General features: G+C 70.2%; 19 protein-coding genes and 1 pseudogene. 9 read left to right on the forward strand and 11 right to left on the reverse strand.

Translation table 11 applies throughout. The annotated features are described in order from the left end of the window. Nucleotides 1-2: 2 nt before the first annotated feature. Together Q2K21_RS01815 and Q2K21_RS01820 are read right to left on the reverse strand one after the other, a co-directional pair. Complete coding sequence (locus Q2K21_RS01815) at nucleotides 3-1,415, reverse strand: glutamate decarboxylase (protein ID WP_310763292.1); 1,413 nt, start codon at nucleotides 1,413-1,415, stop codon at nucleotides 3-5. A 153-nt stretch (nucleotides 1,416-1,568) separates the two neighbouring features. Next, the gene (locus Q2K21_RS01820) at nucleotides 1,569-2,855 is read right to left on the reverse strand and encodes an ion channel protein (protein WP_310763293.1); all 1,287 of its coding nucleotides are present in this window, start codon (nucleotides 2,853-2,855) and stop codon (nucleotides 1,569-1,571) included. 118 nt (nucleotides 2,856-2,973) lie between these two features. Here Q2K21_RS01820 and Q2K21_RS01825 point away from each other — a divergent pair. Next, a pseudogene (locus Q2K21_RS01825) lies at nucleotides 2,974-3,384 on the forward strand (MerR family transcriptional regulator); the annotation flags it as partial. 223 nt (nucleotides 3,385-3,607) lie between these two features. On the opposite strand, the gene Q2K21_RS01830 reads toward Q2K21_RS01825, so the two are convergent. Beyond that, nucleotides 3,608-3,973: a YbjQ family protein gene (locus Q2K21_RS01830; protein ID WP_310763294.1), complete on the reverse strand. Its 366-nt coding sequence runs from the start codon at nucleotides 3,971-3,973 to the stop codon at nucleotides 3,608-3,610. Between the two features lie 158 nt (nucleotides 3,974-4,131). Here Q2K21_RS01830 and Q2K21_RS01835 point away from each other — a divergent pair, with 158 nt between their 5' ends. Next, nucleotides 4,132-5,124, forward strand: a complete 993-nt coding sequence (locus tag Q2K21_RS01835; RefSeq protein WP_310763295.1) for a DedA family protein — start codon at nucleotides 4,132-4,134, stop codon at nucleotides 5,122-5,124. 13 nt (nucleotides 5,125-5,137) lie between these two features. Here the strand turns inward: Q2K21_RS01835 and Q2K21_RS01840 are convergent, their stop codons facing one another. Next, entirely contained in the window at nucleotides 5,138-6,895 is a 1,758-nt protein-coding gene (locus Q2K21_RS01840; protein ID WP_310763296.1) for a threonine/serine exporter family protein, read from the reverse strand. Nucleotides 6,896-7,030: 135 nt separating this feature from the next. Next, nucleotides 7,031-7,522: an inorganic diphosphatase gene (locus Q2K21_RS01845; RefSeq protein ID WP_121791090.1), complete on the reverse strand. Its 492-nt coding sequence runs from the start codon at nucleotides 7,520-7,522 to the stop codon at nucleotides 7,031-7,033. A 79-nt stretch (nucleotides 7,523-7,601) separates the two neighbouring features. On the opposite strand from Q2K21_RS01845, the gene dacB reads away from it, so the two are divergent. The 6 genes from dacB (at nucleotide 7,602) to folE (ending at nucleotide 15,540) form a co-directional block, all read left to right on the forward strand. Continuing rightward, complete coding sequence (dacB, locus tag Q2K21_RS01850) at nucleotides 7,602-9,263, forward strand: D-alanyl-D-alanine carboxypeptidase/D-alanyl-D-alanine endopeptidase (RefSeq protein WP_310763297.1); 1,662 nt, start codon at nucleotides 7,602-7,604, stop codon at nucleotides 9,261-9,263. A 94-nt stretch (nucleotides 9,264-9,357) separates the two neighbouring features. Further along, nucleotides 9,358-10,497, forward strand: a complete 1,140-nt coding sequence (locus Q2K21_RS01855) for a zinc-dependent metalloprotease (RefSeq protein WP_310763298.1) — start codon at nucleotides 9,358-9,360, stop codon at nucleotides 10,495-10,497. A 193-nt stretch (nucleotides 10,498-10,690) separates the two neighbouring features. Further along, complete coding sequence (gene tilS, locus Q2K21_RS01860) at nucleotides 10,691-11,749, forward strand: tRNA lysidine(34) synthetase TilS (RefSeq protein ID WP_310763299.1); 1,059 nt, start codon at nucleotides 10,691-10,693, stop codon at nucleotides 11,747-11,749. A 231-nt stretch (nucleotides 11,750-11,980) separates the two neighbouring features. Continuing rightward, entirely contained in the window at nucleotides 11,981-12,541 is a 561-nt protein-coding gene (gene hpt / locus Q2K21_RS01865) for a hypoxanthine phosphoribosyltransferase (RefSeq protein WP_310763300.1), read from the forward strand. Between the two features lie 223 nt (nucleotides 12,542-12,764). Further along, a complete protein-coding gene (gene ftsH / locus Q2K21_RS01870) occupies nucleotides 12,765-14,792 on the forward strand; it encodes an ATP-dependent zinc metalloprotease FtsH (RefSeq protein ID WP_310780539.1) in 2,028 nt (675 codons plus the stop codon). Between the two features lie 142 nt (nucleotides 14,793-14,934). After that, the gene (gene folE / locus Q2K21_RS01875; RefSeq protein ID WP_310763301.1) at nucleotides 14,935-15,540 is read left to right on the forward strand and encodes a GTP cyclohydrolase I FolE; all 606 of its coding nucleotides are present in this window, start codon (nucleotides 14,935-14,937) and stop codon (nucleotides 15,538-15,540) included. A 114-nt stretch (nucleotides 15,541-15,654) separates the two neighbouring features. Here folE and Q2K21_RS01880 read toward each other — a convergent pair whose 3' ends face one another. The 6 genes from Q2K21_RS01880 to Q2K21_RS01905 all read right to left on the reverse strand — a co-directional run bounded on the left by Q2K21_RS01880 (nucleotide 15,655) and on the right by Q2K21_RS01905 (nucleotide 20,958). Next, nucleotides 15,655-16,140, reverse strand: coding sequence for a DUF3180 domain-containing protein (locus tag Q2K21_RS01880; RefSeq protein ID WP_310763302.1), 486 nt, complete (start codon nucleotides 16,138-16,140; stop codon nucleotides 15,655-15,657). Between the two features lie 80 nt (nucleotides 16,141-16,220). Then, complete coding sequence (folK, locus tag Q2K21_RS01885) at nucleotides 16,221-16,829, reverse strand: 2-amino-4-hydroxy-6-hydroxymethyldihydropteridine diphosphokinase (protein WP_310763303.1); 609 nt, start codon at nucleotides 16,827-16,829, stop codon at nucleotides 16,221-16,223. After that, nucleotides 16,826-17,185 (reverse strand): dihydroneopterin aldolase, encoded by a 360-nt coding sequence (gene folB / locus Q2K21_RS01890; protein ID WP_310763304.1) that lies wholly within the window; start codon nucleotides 17,183-17,185, stop codon nucleotides 16,826-16,828. Before folB ends, folK begins: the two co-directional genes overlap by 4 nt. Nucleotides 17,186-17,422: 237 nt before the next feature. Next, nucleotides 17,423-17,926, reverse strand: coding sequence for a nuclear transport factor 2 family protein (locus tag Q2K21_RS01895; RefSeq protein WP_310763305.1), 504 nt, complete (start codon nucleotides 17,924-17,926; stop codon nucleotides 17,423-17,425). Continuing rightward, a complete protein-coding gene (gene folP, locus Q2K21_RS01900) occupies nucleotides 17,923-18,831 on the reverse strand; it encodes a dihydropteroate synthase (RefSeq protein WP_310763306.1) in 909 nt (302 codons plus the stop codon). Before folP ends, Q2K21_RS01895 begins: the two co-directional genes overlap by 4 nt. Nucleotides 18,832-19,143: 312 nt before the next feature. Next, the gene (locus tag Q2K21_RS01905) at nucleotides 19,144-20,958 is read right to left on the reverse strand and encodes a phosphatidylglycerol lysyltransferase domain-containing protein (protein ID WP_310763307.1); all 1,815 of its coding nucleotides are present in this window, start codon (nucleotides 20,956-20,958) and stop codon (nucleotides 19,144-19,146) included. Between the two features lie 228 nt (nucleotides 20,959-21,186). Here Q2K21_RS01905 and Q2K21_RS01910 point away from each other — a divergent pair, with 228 nt between their 5' ends. Next, complete coding sequence (locus tag Q2K21_RS01910) at nucleotides 21,187-22,314, forward strand: alpha/beta hydrolase (protein WP_310763308.1); 1,128 nt, start codon at nucleotides 21,187-21,189, stop codon at nucleotides 22,312-22,314. Nucleotides 22,315-22,553: the final 239 nt, after the last annotated feature.

Below are 22,553 nucleotides of genomic sequence, written 5' to 3' on the forward strand. Positions count from 1 at the left end.
TGTCAGTGGTGGAAACTCGTGGCCGCCTCCTTGTCCCGGGTCACCGGGTGCGACTGCCGTCGCAGGTCGGGCAGTACGCGGGTCAGATCCTCGACGAACAGATCGGCGAGGTCCGTGGAGAAGCCGTTGCGGCACACGACCCGCAGAACGGACAGGTCCTGGCGGTTGGCCGGGAAGGTGTAGGCGGGCACCAGCCAGCCGAACTCGCGCAGGCGCCGCGAGACGTCGAAGACGTCGTACGCCGTCACGTCCGGCGCTGTCGTGAAGGCGAAGACCGGCAACTCGTTGCCTCTGGTGAGGAGTTGGAAGTCACCCAGAGCCTCGACCCGCTCGGCGAGGCCCCGTGCCACGTTCCGCGTCGTCTGCTGGACGGCTCGGTAGCCTTCCCGGCCCAGCCGCAGGAACGTGTAGTACTGGGCGACGACCTGGGCGCCGGGCCGGGAGAAGTTGAGGGCGAAGGTCGGCATCTCGCCACCCAGGTAGTTGACCCGGAAGATGAGTTCCTCGGGGAGAGCCTCCTTGTCGCGCCACAGCGCCCAGCCCACCCCCGGGTAGACCAGCCCGTACTTGTGGCCGGAGGTGTTGATCGACGCGACCCGCGGCAGCCGGAAGTCCCACACCAGGTACTCGTCGAGGAAGGGCGCGACCATGGCCCCGGAGGCGCCGTCCACATGCACGGGGATGTCCAGGCCCGTGCGCTCCTGAAGGTCGTCCAGGGCCGCGCACAGCTCGGCGATCGGCTCGTACGATCCGTCGAACGTGGACCCCAGGATGCCGACGACCCCGATGGTGTTCTCGTCGCACAGCTCGGCGGCGGCCTGCGGGTCCAGGTGGAAACGGTCGCCCTCCATGGGTACTTGGCGGGCCTCGACCTCCCAGAAGTTGCAGAACTTCTCCCAGCAGACCTGTACGTTCACCCCCATGACCAGGTTCGGGCGCGCCTCCCTGGACGGGTAGCGGTCAGCGTTGCGCCGGGCCCAGCGTCGCTTCAGCGCCATCCCGGCGAGCATGCAGGCCTCGCTCGAACCGGTCGTCGAACAGCCCACCGTGGCCTCGCGATCCGGCGCGTTCCACAGGTTGGCGAGCATCGCCACGCAGCGGCGCTCCAGTTCGGCGGTGCGTGGGTACTCGTCCTTGTCGATCATGTTCTTGTCGCGGCACTCGTTCATCAGCACTCCGGCCTGGGGCTCCATCCAGGTGGTGACGAAGGTGGCGAGGTTCAGCCGTGAGTTGCCGTCCAGCATCAGTTCGTCGTGGACCAGCTGGTACGCGGTCGTGGGCAGCATCGGTCCCGTGGGCAGCCGGTGCCTGGGCGGCGCCTCCGTCATCTCGACGACCGGATTCGCCTCCCCGTAGAAGGGGTTCATGGAACGGGGGCGCTCGTCGGGCTTCCCCGGGCCTGTGTGGAGCGGCATGGTGTCTTGTCTCCCATCGCATCGGCGGCGCGCGGCTATTGGTTCATCGGATCCAGAGGCTCTGCTGGTTCATCGGATCCGCGGGTCCTGCTGGTTCACCGGTCCAGGGGTCCTGCTGGTTCATCGGTTCCCTCGGAGTTCGGTTCCTCACCGTCAACGGACCGCGGTTCCGTCCTCGCGCAGCTGCATCTGGGGGCGGCCCGTGACCAGCAGCCAGGCCGGAAGGGACGCGACGCAGAGCAGAGCCGTGAGCCCCGGGGAGGGCACCAGCACCGCGGCCGTGAACAGGCTCACCCAGCCGTGCCGGGTGACCGCGAGGAGCAGGCCCAGCACACCCGAGGTGACACCGAGCGCCGGATGCACGGCGGGAACGAGCGCGTGCGCGCACAGCCCGAGCGCGGCGCCGATGAACACGGACGGGAAGATCCGCCCGCCCCGGAACCCGCAGGACGCGGCGACCAGCAGAGCCGCGAGCTTCACCACGGCCATCGTCGCGAACTGTCCGGCCGACCAGCCGTCCGGATCCCGCGCCAGCGCCGCGACCTCGTCGAGCCCTTTGAAGAGCGTCAGACGGCCGCCGACGGCCGCCAGGAGCCCCAGGACGAGTCCGCCGGCGGGAAGAGCCACCATCGGGTGCCGCAGGCGGATGAAGACGCGGTGGACGTACGGGAAGGCGTACACCGCCGTCATCCCGAGCAGCGCGCTCGCGGAGGCGACCGCCGGCGCGGCCAGCAGGTCGCCCCAGCCGGGCCGGCCGTAGACGGGCAGATCCAGGTCGAGGTTCGGCCGGGCCACCAACGTGGTGGTCAGCGCACCCGCGGCGGCCGCGATCAGCGGTCCGAAGACGTTGTCCCACAGCGGGCCCCTGACCTGTTGACCGACCAGCGCCTCGGAGAGCAGCAGCGCCGCCGCGACGGGCGTCCCGAACAGCGCGCCGATCGTCGCCGCCTCGGCCAGCGCCACCCATACGCCGCCGGGCAGCCCGGGAACGAACCGGCGGCCCAGCCAGAACGCCAGCGCGGCGTTGGCCACGATGACCGGGTTCTCCGGCCCCAGACTCGGACCGCCGGCCAGCACCAGCACGGCCGCCACCAGCAGGCCGGGCACGACGGCGGGCGACAGCGGGGTCGTCACGGCCAGCCCGAGGGTCGCCGGATCGGGACCCGCGTGCCCCGGTGCCTTCCAGACCACCAGACCGACCAGGACGCCCGTCGCGGTGAGCATGACGAGCATCCAGAGCACGGAGTAGCGGCCGACGCCCAGCGCGTCGGGCAGGTCCCGCCACAGGACGTGCTGGAGACGTACGGCGAGCCCGCTCACCCCGACGAGGAGCAGACTGGCCCCGGCGCCGACGAAGAGTGCGGGGAGGACCAACGGCAGCAGACCCCGCGCGGGGGTCGCCGGGGTGGCGGCTGCCTCCTGCGCGGTGTCCTGGGCCACGGGCTCACCATAAACGGACCAAGCAGACGAAACCGGCGCAACATCCGGAAGGAGAACGGGCTTGCACCTCACGTCGCGTGAGGGCGCAGCGTGGAGGCGTACCGAGAAGGGAGCGGAAGTGAGCTACTCCGTGGGACAGGTCGCCGGTTTCGCCGGGGTCACGGTGCGCACGCTGCACCACTACGACGACATCGGCCTGCTCGTCCCGAGCGAGCGCAGCCACGCGGGCCACCGTCGCTACAACGACGCCGACCTCGACCGACTGCAGCAGATCCTCTTCTACCGGGAGCTCGGCTTCGCGCTCGACGAGGTCGCCGCCCTGCTCGACGACCCGGAGGCGGACCCGCGCGCGCATCTGCGCCGCCAGCACGAGCTGCTGACCGCCCGGATCGAGAAGTTGCAGAAGATGGCGGCGGCCGTGGAGCACGCCATGGAGGCACGCAAGATGGGCATCAACCTCACGCCCGAGGAGAAGTTCGAGGTCTTCGGTGACAAGGACCCCGAGCAGTACGCCGAGGAGGCGGAGCAGCTGGCGGATGTTGTCGAATTTCCGTGCGAAGCTCCACTCCTCCGAGGGGGGAACTAGAGCTGTTCTATGCGTAAGGCCTGGAAGCAGGTGCATCCGCCGCTATGGTCGACTTGTCTGACAACGCGGTTGGTGGACCTACCGCCGGGCGGGCGGGAAGTGACGCCTGCGGAGGCCCATGTAAGGCCAGCGGGCGCCCCTTACCTGAGTGCCTCAGTCATGTGCCCTACTCCCGGGCCAGGACCACCGCCGTCCCGTACGCGCACACCTCCGTGCCCACGTCCGCCTGCTCCGTCACGTCGAAGCGGAACGCCAGCACGCCGTTCGCGCCACGCGCGCGTGCCTGGTCGACGAGCCGGTCCATGGCCTGGTTGCGGGTCTGCACGAGCGTCTTGGTGAGTCCCTTCAGCTCGCCGCCGATCATCGACTTCAGGCCCGCGCCGATCTGGCTGCCCAGATGGCGCGAGCGCACGGTGAGACCGAAGACCTCGCCGAGGATCTGCACGACGCGGTATCCGGGCACGTCGTTCGTCGTCACGACCAGCACGTCCGCACGGGGCCCCTGGCCGCCGCCGTACTCTTCGATGCCCATGGGTCACAGCTTCCCCTCAGTCCGCGCACAGTGCATCCCGCGGACACCGGTGGAACCTGGTGGTGACACTGTGCGTTGATAGCTTTGTCCGGCCACTGCGTACGTGTCGGCAGCCTCAGGACGCCGTACGTCCCCTCACCCTTCAGGAGCCCGGAACCGTGATGACGCTTGCCCTCGGACCGAGCTGGCTGGATCCGAACCACCTGCTGGACACCTTCGGAATCTGGGGCCTGCTCCTCGTCGTCTTCGCCGAGTCCGGTCTGCTCATCGGCTTCTTCCTCCCGGGTGACTCGCTGCTGTTCACCTGCGGCCTGCTGATCACGTCGAACAAGCTCGACTTCCCGCTGTGGGCGGCCATCGCCCTGATCTGCGCCGCCGCGATCCTGGGCGACCAGACGGGTTACATGTTCGGCAAGAAGGTCGGCCCCTCGCTCTTCAACCGGCCGGACTCCCGCCTCTTCAAGCAGGAGAACGTCACCAAGGCCCACGAGTTCTTCGAGAAGTACGGCCCGAAGTCCCTGGTCCTGGCCCGCTTCGTGCCCATCGTGCGCACGTTCACGCCGATCATCGCCGGCGTCAGCGGCATGAAGTACCGCTCGTTCCTGACCTTCAACGTCATCGGCGGCGTCCTGTGGGGCGCGGGCGTGACCCTGCTGGGCTCCTGGCTGGGCAACATCGCGTTCGTCAACAAGAACATCGAGGCGATCCTGATCCTGATCGTCCTCGTCTCGGTGATCCCGATCATCATCGAGTTCCTGCGGGCGCGCTCCCAGGCCAAGAAGAACCCGCCGCAGGCCCCGGCCCAGCAGCAGCCGTCCTTCCAGCAGCAGCCGCCCTTCCAGCAGCAGCCCCCGGTCATGGACGACGCGACGACCCAGCTGCGCCGTGTGGCGTCGGCCCACCAGGACCAGAACCACCAGGGCCAGGCGTACGGCAACGAGGGCCAGGCGTACCCGCAGGAGCACCAGCAGTACGGCTCGCACCAGGGCGGCTACGACGAGTACTACGGCCAGTCCCAGCAGCCCTACGGCCAGCAGCAGTACCCCCAGGGCTACCCGCAGCCGCAGCAGCCGTACGGCGGCGACCAGGACTACCAGCAGCCCGCACAGCCCCAGCAGCCGCAGCAGTACCCCTACGGTCAGGGCTACTAGCCGACCCCGGCGCTCAGAACCCCCGGGTCCGCTTGGCCGCCCGCCGCCCCCCGGCGGAGCCGACCCGCAGGAACAGCCGCGAGATCTCCGACCCCAGGTTCACCCCGATCGCGATGGCCATGGCGAGCGAGGCGGCCTTGGCCAGCGACACCAGGCCCTTGTCGACGTTGTTCTGAGCGATCGACAGCAGCCCGAAGTACGTGGCGGAACCGGGCAGCAGCGGCCCGATCGCGGCTGTCGTGTACGGCAGCGCGGACGCGAACCGGAAGCGCGACAGCAACTGTCCGAACAGGCCCACCAGGCCCGCTGCGACGGCCGTCGAGGCGACCGGCGAGATGCCGGCCTGGTAGTGCAGGGCGCCGTACACGCTCCAGGCGACGCCCCCGGTGAGGGTCACCCACAGCACAGTGGACTGTTCCTGCTGGAGCAGCACCGCGAAGGTCAGCGACAGGAGCATCGACGCGACGATCTGCACGACCGGCTGCTCGGCGAGGTTCAGCGCCGCGTCCGGGTTGAGCTGGGCGCCCAGCTTGACGCCGAAGTACAGGACCACCAGGACGCCGATGACGATGCCGACGAACAGGTACATGACCTCCAGCAGGCGCGCCGCCGCGGTGATGTAGAAGCCGGTCAGCCCGTCCTGCACGCCCGCCACCAGCGCCCGTCCGGGCAGCAGCGCGAACAGTCCACCGGTGATCACCGCGGACGCCTCCACGTCCACGTGCGCGACCGTCAGCGCGACGCCGATCGCGGCCGGGGGCATCGCGGCCACCGTGAACTGGTAGAACTCGGGCAGCCCGCGCCCGGCGCACAGCCACGCCAACCGGTCGCCGAGCATCGCGCCGAGCGCGGCGGCGACGAAGACGACGAGGTCACCGCCGACGAGCACGGAGGCGGCACCGGCGAGCAGCCCGCTCGCCCCGGTGAGCGCCCAGCCGGGGTAGGGGTGCCGGTTGCGGCGGATCTCGGCCAGCCGCCGGTAGGCCTCCTCCAGCGAGATCGCGGTCTCCGGGTCGCTGAGGTCGGCCACGAGCCGGTACACGGCCGCCAGGCGCGTGTAGTCGGTGCCGCGGCGGCGTACCGTCCGCGAGGCCGACACGGGGTCGTCCACCAGGGACGGCTGGTACGAGATCGACAGCAGCGTGAAGGTGACGGTCGGCTCGCAGCGGTCGAGGCCGTAGGACCGGCACACCGCGAACATGGCCGCCTCCACGTCCTCGGCGCCCTCGCCCCCCGCCAGCAGCAGTTCGCCGATGCGGAGGGTCAGGTCGAGCACGCGCGGTACGGCGGGGCCGGACTCGCCGGTCTTCTGTACGGGCTCCGGTGCGGGGCGCTCGGTCACCGGCATGCGCAGCATGGTGCGCATCCGGTCCTGCCAGGGCGCCTCGTCGGCCAGCCGGACCGCGGGGAACCCGGAGGCCGGCGTGAAGGCCGGCGGGGCGTCTGCGGCGGTGTACGTACTCGGCGGGCTGAAGGCCGACCCTTCCGGCCCGTCGGGCGGCTGCGGGACCGCCAGCCCCTTCGGGACGGCGAACTCGGACGTCGTCTCGGACTCGGCACCCGCCGCCGCGGGCACATCGAGCCCTTCGGGGACGGCGAACTCGGAGGTCGTGGACGACTCGGTGCCGCCTGCCCGAGGCCCGGCGAGGGCTTCGGGAACGGCGGACCGGGAGGTCGTGGCGGACTGGCTCCCGCCGCGCCCCGCGGGCGCGAACGCACCCCTCGCCTCGTCCGACCGCGGCTTGCGGTCCTCCGCGTCCGGTTCCGCCACCAGTCTCCGCCTTGCCCTTCGTGCGCGTGTCCCCCGTACGTACCTCCCGTACGTCTCAGTATGCGCACCGGCACAAGAAGAACGGGCCGCGTCACCCCGTAGGGGTCACGCGGCCCGCGTGGAGACAGGGCGAGATCAGTGGCCGCCCTGCTCCTTGAAGCGCTTGTAGGAACGCTCGATCTCGATCTCCGCGTCCGTGCGGCCGACCCAGTTGGCGCCCTCGACCGACTTGCCGGGCTCCAGGTCCTTGTAGACCTCGAAGAAGTGCTGGATCTCCAGGCGGTCGAACTCGGAGACGTGGTGGATGTCGCGCAGGTGCTCCACACGCGGGTCCGTCGCCGGCACGCACAGCAGCTTGTCGTCGCCGCCGGCCTCGTCCGTCATGCGGAACATGCCGATCGCCCGGCACCGGATGAGGCAGCCGGGGAAGGTCGGCTCGTCCAGGATGACCAGCGCGTCCAGCGGGTCGCCGTCCTCGCCGAGGGTGTTCTCGACGAAGCCGTAGTCGGTCGGGTAGGCGGTCGAGGTGAAGAGGCGACGGTCCAGGCGGATCCGACCGGTCTCGTGGTCCACCTCGTACTTGTTCCGCGAACCCTTCGGGATCTCGATCGTGACGTCGAACTCCACCGGTGGCTCCTCCATGATCAGCACATAGTTCTGGTGATTAAGTGTCCCTCACGCAGGTGTGTGATCGCGAAAGGGGCTGGTGATCGTGCCCGAGCTGAGGCCTTGGCGAGCCGCGAGACCGCATGTGGTGCGGATCGTACGGGCCGTGAAACCCCGCCTCGCGCGCGTGGCCCGAGTCGTGAAACCCCGCGCGGCACGGATCACCGTGGCCCTGGGACCACGCGCCGCACAGCTCACCGAGATGGTGAAACCGCACGTCACGCGGGTCGCGCACGCCGTGCGCCCACGCTCCGGGAGGCTCACCGCCCCACAGCTGACGGCTGTCGCCGCCACCATGGGCCTGGCGCTCGCGGCCGGGGCCGCGACCGCCGCCGGTCCCTGGGACTCCTCGGGTCAGCGTACGGCCGAGCGTGATCGGGCCGCCGCATGGGGTCGCGAGGGTGGCGCAGATCACGGAGGCGACTCCGGTACGACGGCCGAGGCACCGGCGCCCGCGCCGAGCGCCGCGTCCGTGCTGACCGGCCTCGGCGGGGCCACGAGCACCACCAAGTCCGCGGCGTTCGGGCCGAACCTGACCGCCGTCCTCGACAAGGCCCTGGCCGACGGCTCCCTCGGCGCCCGGCGCACCGCCGTCGTCGTCGACGTGGCCACCGGCAAACGTCTGTACGGCAAGGGCGCGGACGACGCGCTCACCCCCGCCTCCACCACGAAGATCGCCACGGCCGTCGCCGTGCTCTCCGCGGCCGGTGCCGACCACCGTCTCACCACACGCGCGGTCCTGGAGCCCGGCACCGGCAAAGTCGTTCTCGTGGGCGGCGGTGACCCGACCCTGACCGCCCGTGCGAAGGCCGACAGCTGGGCGAGCCTGCGCACCCTCGCCGACAGGACCGCCGCCGCCCTGAAGAAGCGCCACCTGGACCGGGTGGCGCTGTCATACGACACGTCACTGTTCACGGGCGAGGAGCTGCACCCCATCGGCGTCAACGACAACCTCGCCCGCGTCACCGCGCTGATGGCGGACGAGGGCCGCACGGACGACTCCACGAGCGGGCCGGTACGGCGCGGTACGGACCCGGCGGCGGACACGGCCCGGACCTTCGGCAACCTGCTGCGCGCCCACGGCATCCGGACCACGGCTCCCGGTGCCTCCTCCTCGAAGGCGACGCCCGGCGCGCAGACCCTGGCCTCGGTCCAGTCGCCGCCCCTGTCCGCGATCGTGGAGCGGATGCTGACCAACAGCGACAACGACATCGCCGAGGCCCTCGCCCGCCAGACCGCGCTCGCCACCGGCGGGGAGCCGAGCTTCGAAGGCGGCGGCGCCGCGGTCGCCGACCAGCTGAGGAAGCTCGGACTCCCGCTCGCGGGCGGGCGGTTCGACGACGGCAGCGGCCTGGACCGCGACGACAAGCTGACGGCGGACCTGCTGACGGCCCTGCTGGTCACGGCCGGCTCCGCCGCCCACCCCGAACTGCGTCCCGTCCTGACGGGCCTTCCGGTGGCCGGTTTCACGGGCACCCTCAGCGACCGCTACGCGGGCGACGCGGAGCGCTCGGGCATTGGCGTCGTACGGGCCAAGACCGGCTCCCTGACCGGCGTCAACACGCTCGCCGGGACGGTGGTCGACACCGACGGCCGCCTGCTGGCCTTCGCCTTCCTGACGGACGGCTCGATGGACCGGACGGCGGCCAGGGCGGCGCTGGACCGCACGGCGGCCATCCTGGCGGCCTGCGGCTGCCGATAGCGCCGGCCCTTTGGGCATAGTCCGAACCGGGCGCCGCACCGGCCGGCCTTGTGCGACCCTGCCCCCAGCGGCAGCGCTCACGTACCGTTGACACATGACGAGCATCGGTGGTGCCGAGATGGTCGACTGGAATCTCGCGGTGGCGACCGCGACCCGGCTCGTACGGCCGGGCCCCGAGGTGAGCCGCGACGACGCCCGTGCCGTCGTCGCGGAGCTGCGCCGACACGCGAAGGCCTCGGAGGAACACGTCCGGGGCTTTACTCGTATGGGCGAACAGGGAGTGCACGACACACCCGTCCTGGTCGTCGACCGTCCGGGCTGGGTCCGGGCGAACGTCGCCGGGTTCCGGGAGATTCTCAAGCCGCTCCTCGACAAGATGCAGGAGCGGCGTTCGAACACCCCCGGCGGAGCCGTCTTCGGCGCCGTCGGCGGCAAGGTCACCGGCGTGGAACTGGGCATGCTCCTGTCGTTCCTGGCCTCCCGGGTCCTCGGCCAGTACGAGACCTTCGCCCCGGCCACCCGCGACCTGCCGGCCGGCGGCCCCCCTGATTCACCGAGTGGCGGCGGCCGACTCCTGCTGGTCGCACCGAACATCGTGCACGTGGAGCGCGAACTCGACGTACGACCCCACGACTTCCGCCTCTGGGTCTGTCTGCACGAGGAGACGCATCGCACGCAGTTCACCGCGGTGCCCTGGTTGCGCGACCATCTCGAGGGCGAGATCCAGTCCTTCCTCGCGGAGACCGACGTCGACCCCATGACCGTCCTCGAACGCATCAGGGAGGCTGCCCAGTCGCTCGTCGGCGGCCGCCCGGAGGGCGAGGAGGGCGACGACGGCCACTCCATCGTGGAACTCGTGCAGACGCCCGCCCAGCGGGAGATCCTCGGCCGGCTGACCGCGGTGATGTCCCTCCTGGAGGGGCACGCCGACTTCGTGATGGACGGCGTCGGCCCGGATGTCGTCCCGTCCGTCTCCGAGATCCGCGAGAAGTTCCAGCAGCGCCGTGCCAGGGGCGCGTCCCGCCTCGACCTCGCCCTGCGCAAACTGCTGGGCCTCGATGCCAAACTCAGGCAGTACCGCGACGGTGAGCGGTTCGTGCGGGCGGTCGTCGAGCAGGTCGGCATGGACGGCTTCAACCGGGTGTGGACCTCCCCGAACACACTCCCGACCAAGGCGGAGATCGCCAAACCCGCTGACTGGGTCGCACGGGTGCATCGCAAGGCGGAGTCGTGACCCCCGCGCGAGCGTGGTGAAACGAATCCGGCCGTCGGCAGGCGAACGCCCCGCCAATCACTCGTCCGAGGGACCGTGAGCCATGCGTAGGCGTGCAATGCTCGGGGAACGGCCCGTTTCTGTCACCATTTACACACTCTGAGTGACCGATACTTCGGGCTCACCCCCGACAACTTCATGAAGGGAACCGGACATGGGTCCCCATCCTGCGGTCGCGGCGATACGCCTGGCGGTCCGCCGCGTCCTCCACGACATCCTCACCGAGCAGTCCACCGAGCAGACCACCGAGCAGTCGTCCACGGGGCAGTCCAGCGATCGGACGCCCCAAGAGCGCCGGCCCTCGCCGCTCGTACTCGTGGCGTGCTCCGGCGGCGCCGACTCCATGGCACTCGCCTCCGCCCTCGCCTTCGAGGCCCCCAAACTCGGCATCCGCGCCGGCGGCATCACCGTCGACCACGGCCTCCAGTCCGGCTCCGACCTGCGCGCGGAAGAAGTCGTCCTGCGCCTGCGCGAACTGGGCCTGAACCCGGCCGAGTCCATCGCCGTGACCGTCGGCCGCGACGGCGGCCCCGAAGCCGCCGCCCGCGACGCGCGCTACGCCGCCCTGGACGCCGCCGCCGAACGTCACGGCGCCGCCGCGATCCTCCTCGGACACACCCGCGACGATCAGGCCGAAACCGTCCTGCTCGGCCTCGCCCGCGGCTCCGGCATCCGCTCCCTGTCCGGAATGGCCGCGGTCTCGGGGGCCGGCGGCCGTTACCGCCGCCCTTTCCTCCAGCTCGACCGGCAGACCGCCCGCAAGGCCTGCATGGCCCAGTCCCTGCCCGTCTGGGACGACCCGCACAACGCCGACCCCGCCTACACGCGCTCCCGGCTCCGCCACGAGGGCCTGCCCGCCCTCGAAAAGGCGCTCGGCAAAGGTGTCGTCGAGGCCCTCGCCCGCACGGCACAGCTCTCCCGTGACGACGCCGACGCCCTCGACGCCTGGGCCAGTCAGGTCGAGGCCTCCGTACGCGACGCCGCCGGCCTCCTGGAGTGCGCCAAGCTCTACGCGCTGCCCCCCGCTGTACGCCGCCGGATCCTGCGCCGCGCCGCCATCGAGGCCGGCGCCCCGGCCGGTTCGCTCTTCGCGCGCCACATCGAGGAAGTCGACCGGCTGATCACCGGCTGGCGCGGCCAGGGGGCCATCAATCTCCCGGGCAAAGTCGTCGCTCAGCGGCAGGGTGGCAGACTGGTGATTCGGCAAGGCTGAAACCACGCCCCCTGACGGAGGCGCCCGGTCTCCCCTTCGGGGAGGGGCCGGTCAGCCGCGCGAGCGAGCCGAAGGGGTGCGCCGCTGTCGAGAGGGAGAGCGCGCTCAGGGCGCGCGGCTGTGGTCGGTATGCGGCCGCCACCGCGCGGATGTCCGGGCACGGTCGACCGTCGACGGCGGCACCGGCACCCCGGAGGCGAACGAGCGACAAGTGCGGGACGACCGAAAGTGATGCGGGTGGACGCGAAAGACATGGGTGCCGACCTCAAGCAGGTGCTCATCACCAAGGAAGAGATCGACGCGAAGCTGGCCGAGCTGGCCGCGAAGGTCGACGCGGAGTACGCGGGCAAGGACCTGCTGATCGTCGGCGTTCTGAAGGGCGCGGTGATGGTCATGGCCGACCTCGCCCGGGCGCTGTCCACCCCCGTCACCATGGACTGGATGGCCGTGTCCTCCTACGGCGCGGGCACCCAGTCCTCCGGTGTCGTGCGGATCCTCAAGGACCTCGACACCGACATCAAGGGCAAGCACGTCCTCATCGTCGAGGACATCATCGACTCCGGGCTGACCCTGTCCTGGCTGATCTCCAACCTCGGTTCCCGCGAGCCCGCCTCCCTCAAGGTGTGCACGCTGCTGCGCAAGCCCGAGGCCGCCAAGGTCGCCATCGACGTCGAGTGGGTCGGCTTCGACATCCCGAACGAGTTCGTCGTGGGCTACGGCCTCGACTACGCGGAGAAGTACCGCAACCTTCCGTTCGTCGGTACGCTCGCGCCCCACGTGTACGGCGGCTGAGACCCCCGGTTCCGGCCGTCGTTCAGGGCGGCCGGACCCCCGGGTCCCGGTTTTTGTAAGACGTTCGGGAACCCCGGCGGGTTTCACGGCGTTGGAGCTTGCGTGGGCGGTATTGCCGGCAGTCCCCTACGGCTGCGGGTGACCAACCTGGGGTACCGTCAGAAGAACTGTTTTTATCAAACTCACTATGGCAGGAGGGACGGGGCGGCATCGCTCCGTATGGATGGACGTGAAGCGATACTTCCGTGGGCCGGTCATGTGGATCGTGCTGGCCGTCCTTGCCGTGGTCGTGTTGATGCAGGTCGTCGGCTCCTCGGGCGGCTACAAATCGGTGGACACCGGCGAGGTCGTCGCCGCGATCAATGACAACAGGGTCGAGTCCGCCAAGCTGACCACCGGCGACGAGCAGATCATCAAGGTCTCGCTCAAGGACGGCGAAAAGGTCGATGGCAGCTCCAAGATCCAGGCGAGCTACATCGGCGACCAGGGCGTGACCCTGGCCAACACCCTGCAGGACAAGTACCAGCACAAGCAGATCCCGAAGGGCTACACGGTCTCGCCGTCCAAGCAGAACCCCTTCGTCGGGATCCTGCTCTCCCTTCTGCCCTTCGTCCTCATCGTCGTCGTCTTCCTGTTCCTGATGAACCAGATGCAGGGCGGCGGCTCCCGGGTGATGAACTTCGGGAAGTCCAAGGCGAAGCTCATCACCAAGGACACCCCGAAGACGACGTTCGCGGACGTCGCCGGCTCGGACGAGGCGGTCGAGGAGCTCCAGGAGATCAAGGAGTTCCTCCAGGAGCCGGCCAAGTTCCAGGCCGTCGGCGCCAAGATCCCCAAGGGTGTTCTCCTGTACGGGCCTCCCGGTACGGGCAAGACGCTGCTCGCGCGCGCGGTGGCCGGCGAAGCGGGCGTCCCCTTCTACTCGATCTCGGGTTCCGACTTCGTCGAGATGTTCGTCGGTGTCGGTGCCTCCCGAGTCCGTGACCTGTTCGAGCAGGCCAAGGCGAACGCTCCGGCGATCGTGTTCGTCGACGAGATCGACGCGGTCGGCCGCCACCGTGGCGCCGGCCTCGGCGGTGGTCACGACGAGCGCGAGCAGACCCTGAACCAGCTGCTCGTCGAGATGGACGGCTTCGACGTCAAGGGCGGTGTGATTCTCATCGCCGCCACGAACCGCCCCGACATCCTCGACCCGGCCCTCCTGCGCCCCGGCCGCTTCGACCGCCAGATCGCGGTCGACCGCCCGGACATGCAGGGCCGTCTGGAGATCCTCAAGGTCCACCAGAAGGGCAAGCCGGTCGCTCCGGACGTCGACCTTGCGGCGGTCGCCCGCCGCACGCCCGGCTTCACGGGCGCGGACCTCTCGAACGTCCTCAACGAGGCGGCGCTGCTCACGGCCCGCAGCGACCGCAAGCTGATCGACAACCAGATGCTGGACGAGGCGATCGACCGCGTGGTCGCGGGCCCGCAGAAGCGGACCCGGATCATGTCGGACAAGGAGAAGAAGATCACCGCGTACCACGAGGGCGGTCACGCCCTGGTCGCGGCGGCCTCGCCGAACTCCGACCCGGTCCACAAGATCACGATCCTGTCCCGCGGCCGTGCGCTCGGCTACACGATGGTGCTCCCGGACGAGGACAAGTACTCCACGACCCGCAACGAGATGCTGGACCAGCTGGCGTACATGCTGGGCGGCCGTGCGGCCGAGGAGCTGGTCTTCCATGACCCGACGACGGGTGCCGCGAACGACATCGAGAAGGCCACGGCCACGGCCCGCGCGATGGTCACGCAGTACGGCATGACCGAGCGCCTGGGTGCGATCAAGTTCGGCGGCGACAACACCGAGCCGTTCCTCGGACGTGAGATGGCTCACCAGCGCGACTACTCGGAAGAGGTCGCCGCGCTCGTCGACGAAGAGGTCAAGAAGCTCATCGAGAACGCGCACAACGAAGCCTGGGAAATCCTGGTGGAGAACCGCGACGTCCTCGACAACCTCGTGCTCCAGCTGCTGGAGAAGGAGACGCTGGGCAAGGAGGAGATCGCCGAGATCTTCGCCCCGATCGTCAAGCGCCCGCCGCGGCCCGCCTGGACCGGTTCGTCCCGGCGTACGCCGTCCACCCGCCCGCCGGTGCTCTCCCCGAAGGAGCTCGCACTGACGAACGGGGCCAACGGCGCCACCCCGGCGATCGCCAACGCCACGGAGTCCCTCCCGACCACGGAGACGGCCGCGGAGGACCGCCGCGAGAGCTGAGTCACAGCTCTGCCGACGGTCACACCGGGACCGGAATTTCGAACGCGCCCCCCAGGGTTTTAGCCTGGGGGGCGCGGCATTTCGGTAGGGGCCGCACGTGAGACGCGCGGTACGCGTCACAGGCGCAGGAACGAGGCACCAGATGACCGACCCGGTGACGCTGGACGGCGAGGGCACGATCGGCGAGTTCGACGAGAAGCGTGCGGAGAACGCCGTACGGGAACTGCTCATCGCGGTCGGGGAGGACCCGGACCGAGAGGGGCTGCGGGAAACGCCGGCCAGGGTGGCCAGGGCGTACCGGGAGCTTCTGGCGGGGCTCACGCAGCAGCCCGAGGACGTTCTGACGACGACGTTCGATCTGGGCCACGACGAGATGGTCCTGGTCAAGGACATCGAAATCGTGTCCCTCTGTGAACACCATCTTCTGCCGTTCCACGGCGTGGCTCATGTGGGCTACATCCCGGCCGAGACCGGCAAGATCACGGGACTGTCGAAGCTCGCGCGCCTCGTCGATGTGTTCGCCCGGCGGCCTCAGGTGCAGGAACGACTCACCACACAGATCGCCGACTCGTTGATGCGCATCCTGGAGGCGCGTGGCGCGATCGTGGTCATCGAGGCCGAGCACATGTGCATGTCGGTGCGTGGTATCCGCAAGCCCGGCGCCAAGACGACGACGTCGGCCGTACGCGGCCAGCTTCGGGACGCGACGACCCGCGCCGAGGCGATGAGCCTGATACTGGCGCGCTGACTCCCCAGCCGCCGTGTGCGCCGGTGTCCTGGTCCCAGGACACCGGCGCCTCCTAGGCCCTGTCGTTCGCAGGGCCCGCCCTTCGTGCGGACGACGGGAGTTTGACGACAGGACCTAGGACACCGGCGCCGTGCCGCCGTTGTGCTCGTCGTCCTCCGGGAGCTTGCAGATGCGCTCCAGGAAGAAGGCCGCCGCTATGACACCGATGCCTGCCAGGACCGAGAGGCCGGCGTAGATGGCCTGGTCGCGGCGGGTGGGGATGTCCAGGGACTCCAGGAGGAAGACACCCGTGCCGCCGTACATGCCGGCGACCAGGGCCGCGACCAGGGCGCTGGCCTGGCCGAAGACGACGGCGCGGGCCGCCATCAGCGGGTCGACGCCCTTCGCGCCGGGGCGGCGCTCCCGTTGGGCCTTGAGGCGGGAGCGCAGGGAGAACGCCGTGGCCAGCAGGACCACGGCGATCAAGGCGAGGACGATGGGGGCGGCCAGGGGGACCCGGGGCAGCGTGCCCACCGAGTTCCACAGGCGGGCGCCCGCCCAGGACAGCACTCCGGCCACCACGAACACCGCTGCCAGCGTCCTGATGCGCAGCTCTCTCACGATGTCCCTTCGTCAGCCCGGCCGTCCGGCCTTGCACGGTCGTGGAGCGGGAAAGATCCCGGCCCGGTAGACCTTAACGACTACTCGGGCAGCCGGAGTTCCAGGTCGGTGCGGAGCGTGACGCCGTCGCGGTTGAGGGCGGCGAGCAGATCGGCCACCGGGCCGCGGCCGGGGAGCTGGGCCTGAGGGTCCAGGTCGTGCCACGGCGCGAGGACGAAGGCCCGCTCATGGGCGCGCGGGTGGGGGAGCGTCAGGAGGGGGTCGTCGGAGACGACGTCCGCATACGTCACGATGTCCACGTCGAGTGTGCGCGCCCCCCAGCGCTCCTCCCGCACCCGGTGGAAGGCCTCCTCCACGGCGTGTGCCCGCTCCAGGAGGGAGGAGGGGGGCAGAGTCGTCTTCAGGACGACCACCGCGTTGAAGTACGCCGGCTGGCTGCCGGGCTCGACGCCCCACGGCTCCGTCTCGTACACCGGCGAGACCGCCTTGACGCGGACGCCCGGGGTGTCCTCCAGGGCGTCGATCGCGCCCTGGAGCGTCTCCAGGCGGTTGCCCAGGTTCGAGCCGAGGGAGATCACGGCCCACTTCGGGTTGTGCAACGTCGTGTCGGCGGCGTCCACCTTCTCCACCACGGAGGCCGGCACCGGCTGCACGGTCGGGTCGCTCTGACCCCCGGTGAAGGCGGTCATACCCGGCTCCGGGTGATGGTGACGGTCACGTCGTCGAAGGGGACCGTGATCGGCGCGTCCGGCTTGTGGACGCAGACCTCGACCTCCTGGACCGGGGCGTACTTGAGGCAGGAGAGGGCGATGCGTTCGGCCAGCGTCTCGATGAGGTCGACGGGCTCTCCCTCGACGAGGGCCACGACCTCCTCGGCCACGACGCCGTAGTGCACGGTCTTCGACAGGTCGTCGCCGGCCGCGGCTGGCCGGGTGTCCAGGCCCAGGACGAGGTCCACGATGAAGGTCTGGCCCTCCTCGCGTTCCTTGGCAAACACACCATGGTGCCCGCGGGCCTTCAGGCCGCGCAGCGCGACACGATCCACGCGAATCACTCCTGCAATCGTCGGTAGCGGCAGGTACTCACCGAGTGCGGTCGGAACACCGGCCTCGAACGAATCTACCTGCGGGCACTGACAGCGCTCGCCCATGGGGGCACGCGCCCGTGTGACGGTCGGGAGGGTTCATCGGGCGTTTCCCCTGGGGAACGCGGCGACTCACGGGTTGGTGGCCGCTCGTACCCCGGAGTAGGTGATTCCAACCACTATGAGCCGCCTACCCACTCAGGAGGTGGACCCGTCGTCCTCTTCGTCGCTGGATTCGGTCAGGACCGGAGAGGCGTGGTGCGACCAGAGCTTCCAGCCGTCGGGAGTGCGGCGGAACAAATTCGTGGCGACCACCAGCTGACCGACGAGCGGGCCCAGCTCGTCCCCGTCGTCGGGGGCGGGGCCGCCGCTGAGGATGTTCTCGGTGCAGGTCACCAGGGCGGTGTCGCCGGTCACGGAGACATGTACGTCGGTGAGGATGAACTGGATGTAGTCGGTGTTCGCCATGATCAGCGCGTACGACCGGAGGACCTCGCCGCGGCCGGTCAGGACGGGCCAGCCGGGGTGCACGCAGGAGACCACCCCGGCGTCCGCCGGGTCGTGGTACTGCTCGTCGACGCCCAGGTCGGCGGGTGTCAGCCAGAGCGAGGACAGCTCTTCGAAGTCGCCCCGTTCCATGGCCTCGTAGAAGGCGGTGTTGGCCTGTTCGACCTGTTCGACATCGGTGTGGGCGGCGCTCACCGGGCTCCCTCGGCGGTTCCGGCGTCGCCCGGCGTGGGATTCGAGGCCCGCGCCCCTTCGATGGCGCGTGCGACGCGTACCGCGTCCGCGGTCGCGCGCACCTCGTGCACGCGCACCGCCCACGCGCCGGACTGTGCGGCGAGCGCGGAGACCGCGGCCGTGGCGGCGTCGCGTTCACGCGCGGGGGGTGGTGCGCCCTTGGGACCGGCCAGTACGCGGCCCAGGAACCGTTTGCGGGAGGCGGCGACCAGCAGGGGGTGGCCCAGGCGGTGCAGGCGGTCGAGATGGGCGAGCAGCGCCAGGTCGTGCTCGGCCTCCTTGGAGAAGCCGAGACCGGGGTCGACGACGATCCGCTCGGGGGCGATACCGCCCTCCAGAACGGCCTCCACGCGCGCGTGCAGCTCGTCGAGGACTTCGGTGACGACATCCTCGTACGCGCCCTTGACGTTGCCGCCCTCCAGGAAGCCGCGCCAGTGCATGACCACGAAGGGGGCCTCGGCGGCCGCGACCACCGGGATCATCGCGGGGTCGGCGAGGCCGCCACTGACGTCGTTGACGAGGGCGGCGCCGGCGACGAGGGCCTGTTCGGCGACGGCGGCGCGCATGGTGTCGACGGAGATCGTGACGCCCTCGGAGGCGAGGCCGCGCACCACGGGGATGACGCGCCTGAGCTCCTCGGCCTCGTCGACGCGGGTGGCGCCCGGGCGGGTGGACTCGCCACCGACGTCCACGAGGTCGGCGCCCTCGGCGACCAGGTCGAGGCCGTGCTTGACGGCCGCGGTGGTGTCGAACCAGCGGCCGCCGTCGGAGAAGGAGTCGGGGGTGACGTTGACGACGCCCATGACCGCGCAGCGGTCCCATACCGGAAGGCCTGCCACGTGGCCCCGCCCATTCTTCGTGCTCATACGTTCAGCGTAGGCCCCCGGTGGCCCCGCGTTCCGTTCGCGGGGGCGGGTCGGGCGTCGGGGCGGGGAGGGCCGGGAGGGTGGCGAGCGGATCGGCGGGTTCGGTGCGCTGCCGCCGTGGCTGACCCGTGAGGGCTCGTCGCCGTCGCCCCCGCCGCCCTTAACCAGGGGCCCCGCCCCTTCGACCCATCCGGGAGGCTCTGCCTCCTGGATCCCCGCTCCTCAAACGCCGGAGGAGCTGAAAACGCCGGAGGAGCTGATGGATTCAGCCCCTCCGGCGTTTTCAGCTCACGTTGTCCGGGCCCGGCGTCGTCAGGCCCGGCTCGCGGCGCTGACTCCCCGCTCCGCCACCCTGTGCGCACACGGGGTCGAGGCCGGGGGCCTGCGGCGCAGGAGGCGCGGTAGTGCCAGGTTCACGAAGCCCTCCGCCTGCATGGCCGCGAGACCGATGCGCGGGAGGTCGCGGGAGGACGCGTAGACCACGAAGCGCGGCTCCCAGCGCGGGCGGAACTTGGCGTTGAACTTGTACAGGGACTCGATCTGGAACCAGCGGGAGAGGAAGACCAGCAGCCCTCGCCACGCCCGCAGCACCGGGCCCGCGCCGATCTTCTCGCCGCGTGCCAGCGCCGAGCGGAACATCGCGAAGTTCAGCGAGACCCGCTCGATGCCGAACTTCGGGGCGGCCTGGAGCGCGGCCACGATCAGCAGTTCGTTCATGCCCGGATCCGCCGAGCGGTCGCGGCGCATCAGGTCGAGGGAGACGCCGTCCGTGCCCCACGGGACGAAGTGCAGGACCGCCTTCAGGTCGCCGTATGGGCCCGCCTCCGGGTCCGCCTTGTGGGCCGTCGCGATCAGGCAGTCGCCGTCGGACGGGTCGCCGATGCGGCCGAGCGCCATGGAGAAGCCGCGCTCGGTGTCCGTGCCGCGCCAGTCCTCGGCCGCGCGCCGTATGCGTTCCAGCTCGCCCTCACCGAGGTCACGGATGCGCCGGACCCGGGTTTCGTAGCCGGCGCGCTCGATGCGCTTCACCATCTGGCGCACGTTGCGCATCGCGCGCCCGGAGAGGGAGAAATCCGCGACGTCCACCACCGCCTCGTCACCCAGTTCGAGGGCGTCCAGGCCGGTCTCACGGGTCCACACCTCGCCGCCCGTCTCCGAGCAGCCCATGACCGCGGGGGTCCAGGAGTGGGCTTTGGCCTCGTCCATGAAGCGCTCGATGGCGCCGGGCCAGGCCTCCACGTCGCCGATCGGGTCGCCGCTGGCCAGCATCACGCCCGACACGACGCGATAGGTCACGGCCGCCTTGCCGCTGGGCGAGAAGACGACCGCCTTGTCGCGGCGGAGCGCGAAGTGGCCGAGGGAGTCGCGGGCGCCATGCTTCTCCAGCAGGGCGCGCAGCCGGGTCTCGTCCTCGTCGGTCAGCCGGGCGGCCGGGTGTTCGGGACGGAAGGCGAGGTAGATCGTCGTGACCGCCGTCAGCAGACCGAGCGCACCGAGCGAGAAGCCCACCGTCCAGGAGGTGTTGCCGGTGTAGTCGACCGGGCCCTCGAAGCCGAACAGGCCGTACAGCACGTGCTCGATGCGGTCGGACAGGCTCGGGTCGCCGACCATGCGGTGCGGGTGGACGCTGACGATGACCAGGCCGAGGCCCAGCGAACCGGCGCCCATGAGGACGAAGTTGGCGAGCGCCCGCCAGCGGCTGCGCGGATCGGGCAGCGCCTCGAACTCACTTCGGTGGCGCAGCAGCGGCAGCAGCAGCGCCACCGCGATCAGGACGCCGACGACCGAGTGCCGGTAGACGTACTCCGCCACGGCGCCTGCCGGGAGGAGTGCCACGGCCGCGCGCCATGCCCGGCGTTTGCGCCGCCGCAGTCCATGCGCGAGGAGCAGCAGGAGGACGCCGGCGCTCAGCGACAGGGCCGCCGCGAACGGACCGAACGAGCCCGGCAGGACCTCGGCCATCTGGTGCATACGGCTGTGCCGGAAGCGCGGGAACACCCCCCCGGCGATGTCCAGGACTCCCACGAGCGTGCAGGCCCTGGCGATCAGCGCGGGGACGGCCTCCGGACGCGGGCCGCGGAGTATGCGCGGAACCGCACGTGATCGCTCCGGAACCTCACCCGACATTTCCCCATCTATCCTGACAGACATCGCATCCCGTAGTTCTGCGAGAGACCTTGAATCCGGGCCCGACCGGGCATCCGGCGACATTGCGCCCTCTAGGACGGTGTCTCGGGGAGAGAGGTTCACTCCCCATCACAAAGCCGGTTCAAAGCCGAAGGAAAGTCCGGGACAAGCCCTCGCGAAGGCGCGGAGGAGTCCTGAGGGACGGAAGCGCAGGCAGGGAAAGGGCCCATGGGTCTCACGAGCAACAAAGTGCTGGTGTTGGCGGTCATGTTCGCCGTGCTGCTGTTCGTCGGCACGGTCTGGTTCTGGCCACGGCTGGCGCGCCGGAACTGGCGGGCCATCAGCGGACGGGTCGGTCTGCTGTTCGCCACCCAGCTGGCGATCTTCGCGTCGATCGGGCTGGCCGCCAACCAGGCCTTCGGGTTCTATGCCAGCTGGGCGGATCTGTTCGGTCAGGAGAGCGAACAGGGCGTGGTCGTCGACCACAACGCCGACGGGGCGGGCGGCGGTCCCCTCCAGGTGGTGGACACCCAGCAGGTGAACGTGACGGGCGGTTCGCGGCCGCAGATCGGGGGCCAGATCCAGAAGGTCGACATCGTCGGCCGCAAGACGCGCATCGTCTCGCCCGCGTACGTGTATCTGCCGCCGGAGTACTTCCAGCCGCAGTACCGTACGCGGACGTTTCCCGCGGCCGTCGTCCTCACCGGCTACCCGGGTACGGCCCAGGCGCTCATCAAGGGCCTGCACTTCCCGCAGACGGTGCACCGGCTGGCCAAGGACGGCAAGATGCAGCCGATGATCCTGGTGATGCTGCGGCCGACCGTGGCGCCGCCGCGCGACACGGAGTGCGTGGACATCCCGGGCGGGCCGCAGACCGAGACATTCTTCGCGAAAGACCTCCCCGACGCGGTCATGTCCCACTACAGGGTGGGAAAGAAGCCCGGCAGCTGGGGCATCATCGGCGACTCCACGGGCGGCTACTGCGCGCTGAAGCTGGCGATGCACCATCCGAAGTCGTACGCCGCGGCGGCGGGCCTGTCGCCGTACTACAAGGCGCCGATCGACGCGACCACGGGCGACCTCTTCCACGGCAACAAGGGGCTGCGGAACCGCGCGGACCTGTTCTGGTGCCTCAAGCACCTGCCGGCGCCCGACACCTCACTGCTCGTCACCAGCAGCAAGGCCGGCGAGAAGAACTACAAGTCCACCGTCAAGTTCATAAACCAGGTTCAGGCGACGAATCGGACCCGGATCTCGTCGATCATCCTCGACAGTGGCGGCCACAACTTCAACACATGGCGGCGGGAGATCCCGGCAGCGCTGCAGTGGATGAGCGGGCGGCTCACTGACCGCTGAGCGGGCGAATGCGCGGCATCGCCGCCGCCCCGAATTCCGCATTCCGTGCAATCTGAAGGTGGTCGGCTCCACCACGGGGGCGGCGTCCTTCGGTGTTGCGGTCCCGCGGGGACTTCGGCCTTGTCCTTCAGCGGGACCGGAATTCACGCGGGCGCCCTCCAGCCTGGAAATGATCTTGTAAGCCGTGGAGGTGATCGGTATCGAAGGCCGCCGAGGGGGACCGTAAGGGGTCGTCCGGG

Source organism: Streptomyces sp. CGMCC 4.7035, from assembly GCF_031583065.1.
Lineage (GTDB): Bacteria > Actinomycetota > Actinomycetes > Streptomycetales > Streptomycetaceae > Streptomyces > Streptomyces yaanensis.

Excerpts from the sequence above, each read along its gene's own strand:
- Q2K21_RS01910 (WP_310763308.1), top strand. The coding sequence starts at position 21,187 with ATGGGTCTCACGAGCAACAAAGTGCTGGTGTTGGCGGTCATGTTCGCC.
- folE (WP_310763301.1), top strand. The coding sequence starts at position 14,935 with ATGACCGACCCGGTGACGCTGGACGGCGAGGGCACGATCGGCGAGTTC.
- folK (WP_310763303.1), bottom strand. The coding sequence starts at position 16,829 with ATGACCGCCTTCACCGGGGGTCAGAGCGACCCGACCGTGCAGCCGGTG.
- Q2K21_RS01905 (WP_310763307.1), bottom strand. The coding sequence starts at position 20,958 with ATGTCGGGTGAGGTTCCGGAGCGATCACGTGCGGTTCCGCGCATACTC.
- hpt (WP_310763300.1), top strand. The coding sequence starts at position 11,981 with ATGCGGGTGGACGCGAAAGACATGGGTGCCGACCTCAAGCAGGTGCTC.
- folP (WP_310763306.1), bottom strand. The coding sequence starts at position 18,831 with ATGAGCACGAAGAATGGGCGGGGCCACGTGGCAGGCCTTCCGGTATGG.
- Q2K21_RS01855 (WP_310763298.1), top strand. The coding sequence starts at position 9,358 with ATGACGAGCATCGGTGGTGCCGAGATGGTCGACTGGAATCTCGCGGTG.
- tilS (WP_310763299.1), top strand. The coding sequence starts at position 10,691 with ATGGGTCCCCATCCTGCGGTCGCGGCGATACGCCTGGCGGTCCGCCGC.
- Q2K21_RS01815 (WP_310763292.1), bottom strand. The coding sequence starts at position 1,415 with ATGCCGCTCCACACAGGCCCGGGGAAGCCCGACGAGCGCCCCCGTTCC.
- ftsH (WP_310780539.1), top strand. The coding sequence starts at position 12,765 with ATGGACGTGAAGCGATACTTCCGTGGGCCGGTCATGTGGATCGTGCTG.
- Q2K21_RS01830 (WP_310763294.1), bottom strand. The coding sequence starts at position 3,973 with ATGGGCATCGAAGAGTACGGCGGCGGCCAGGGGCCCCGTGCGGACGTG.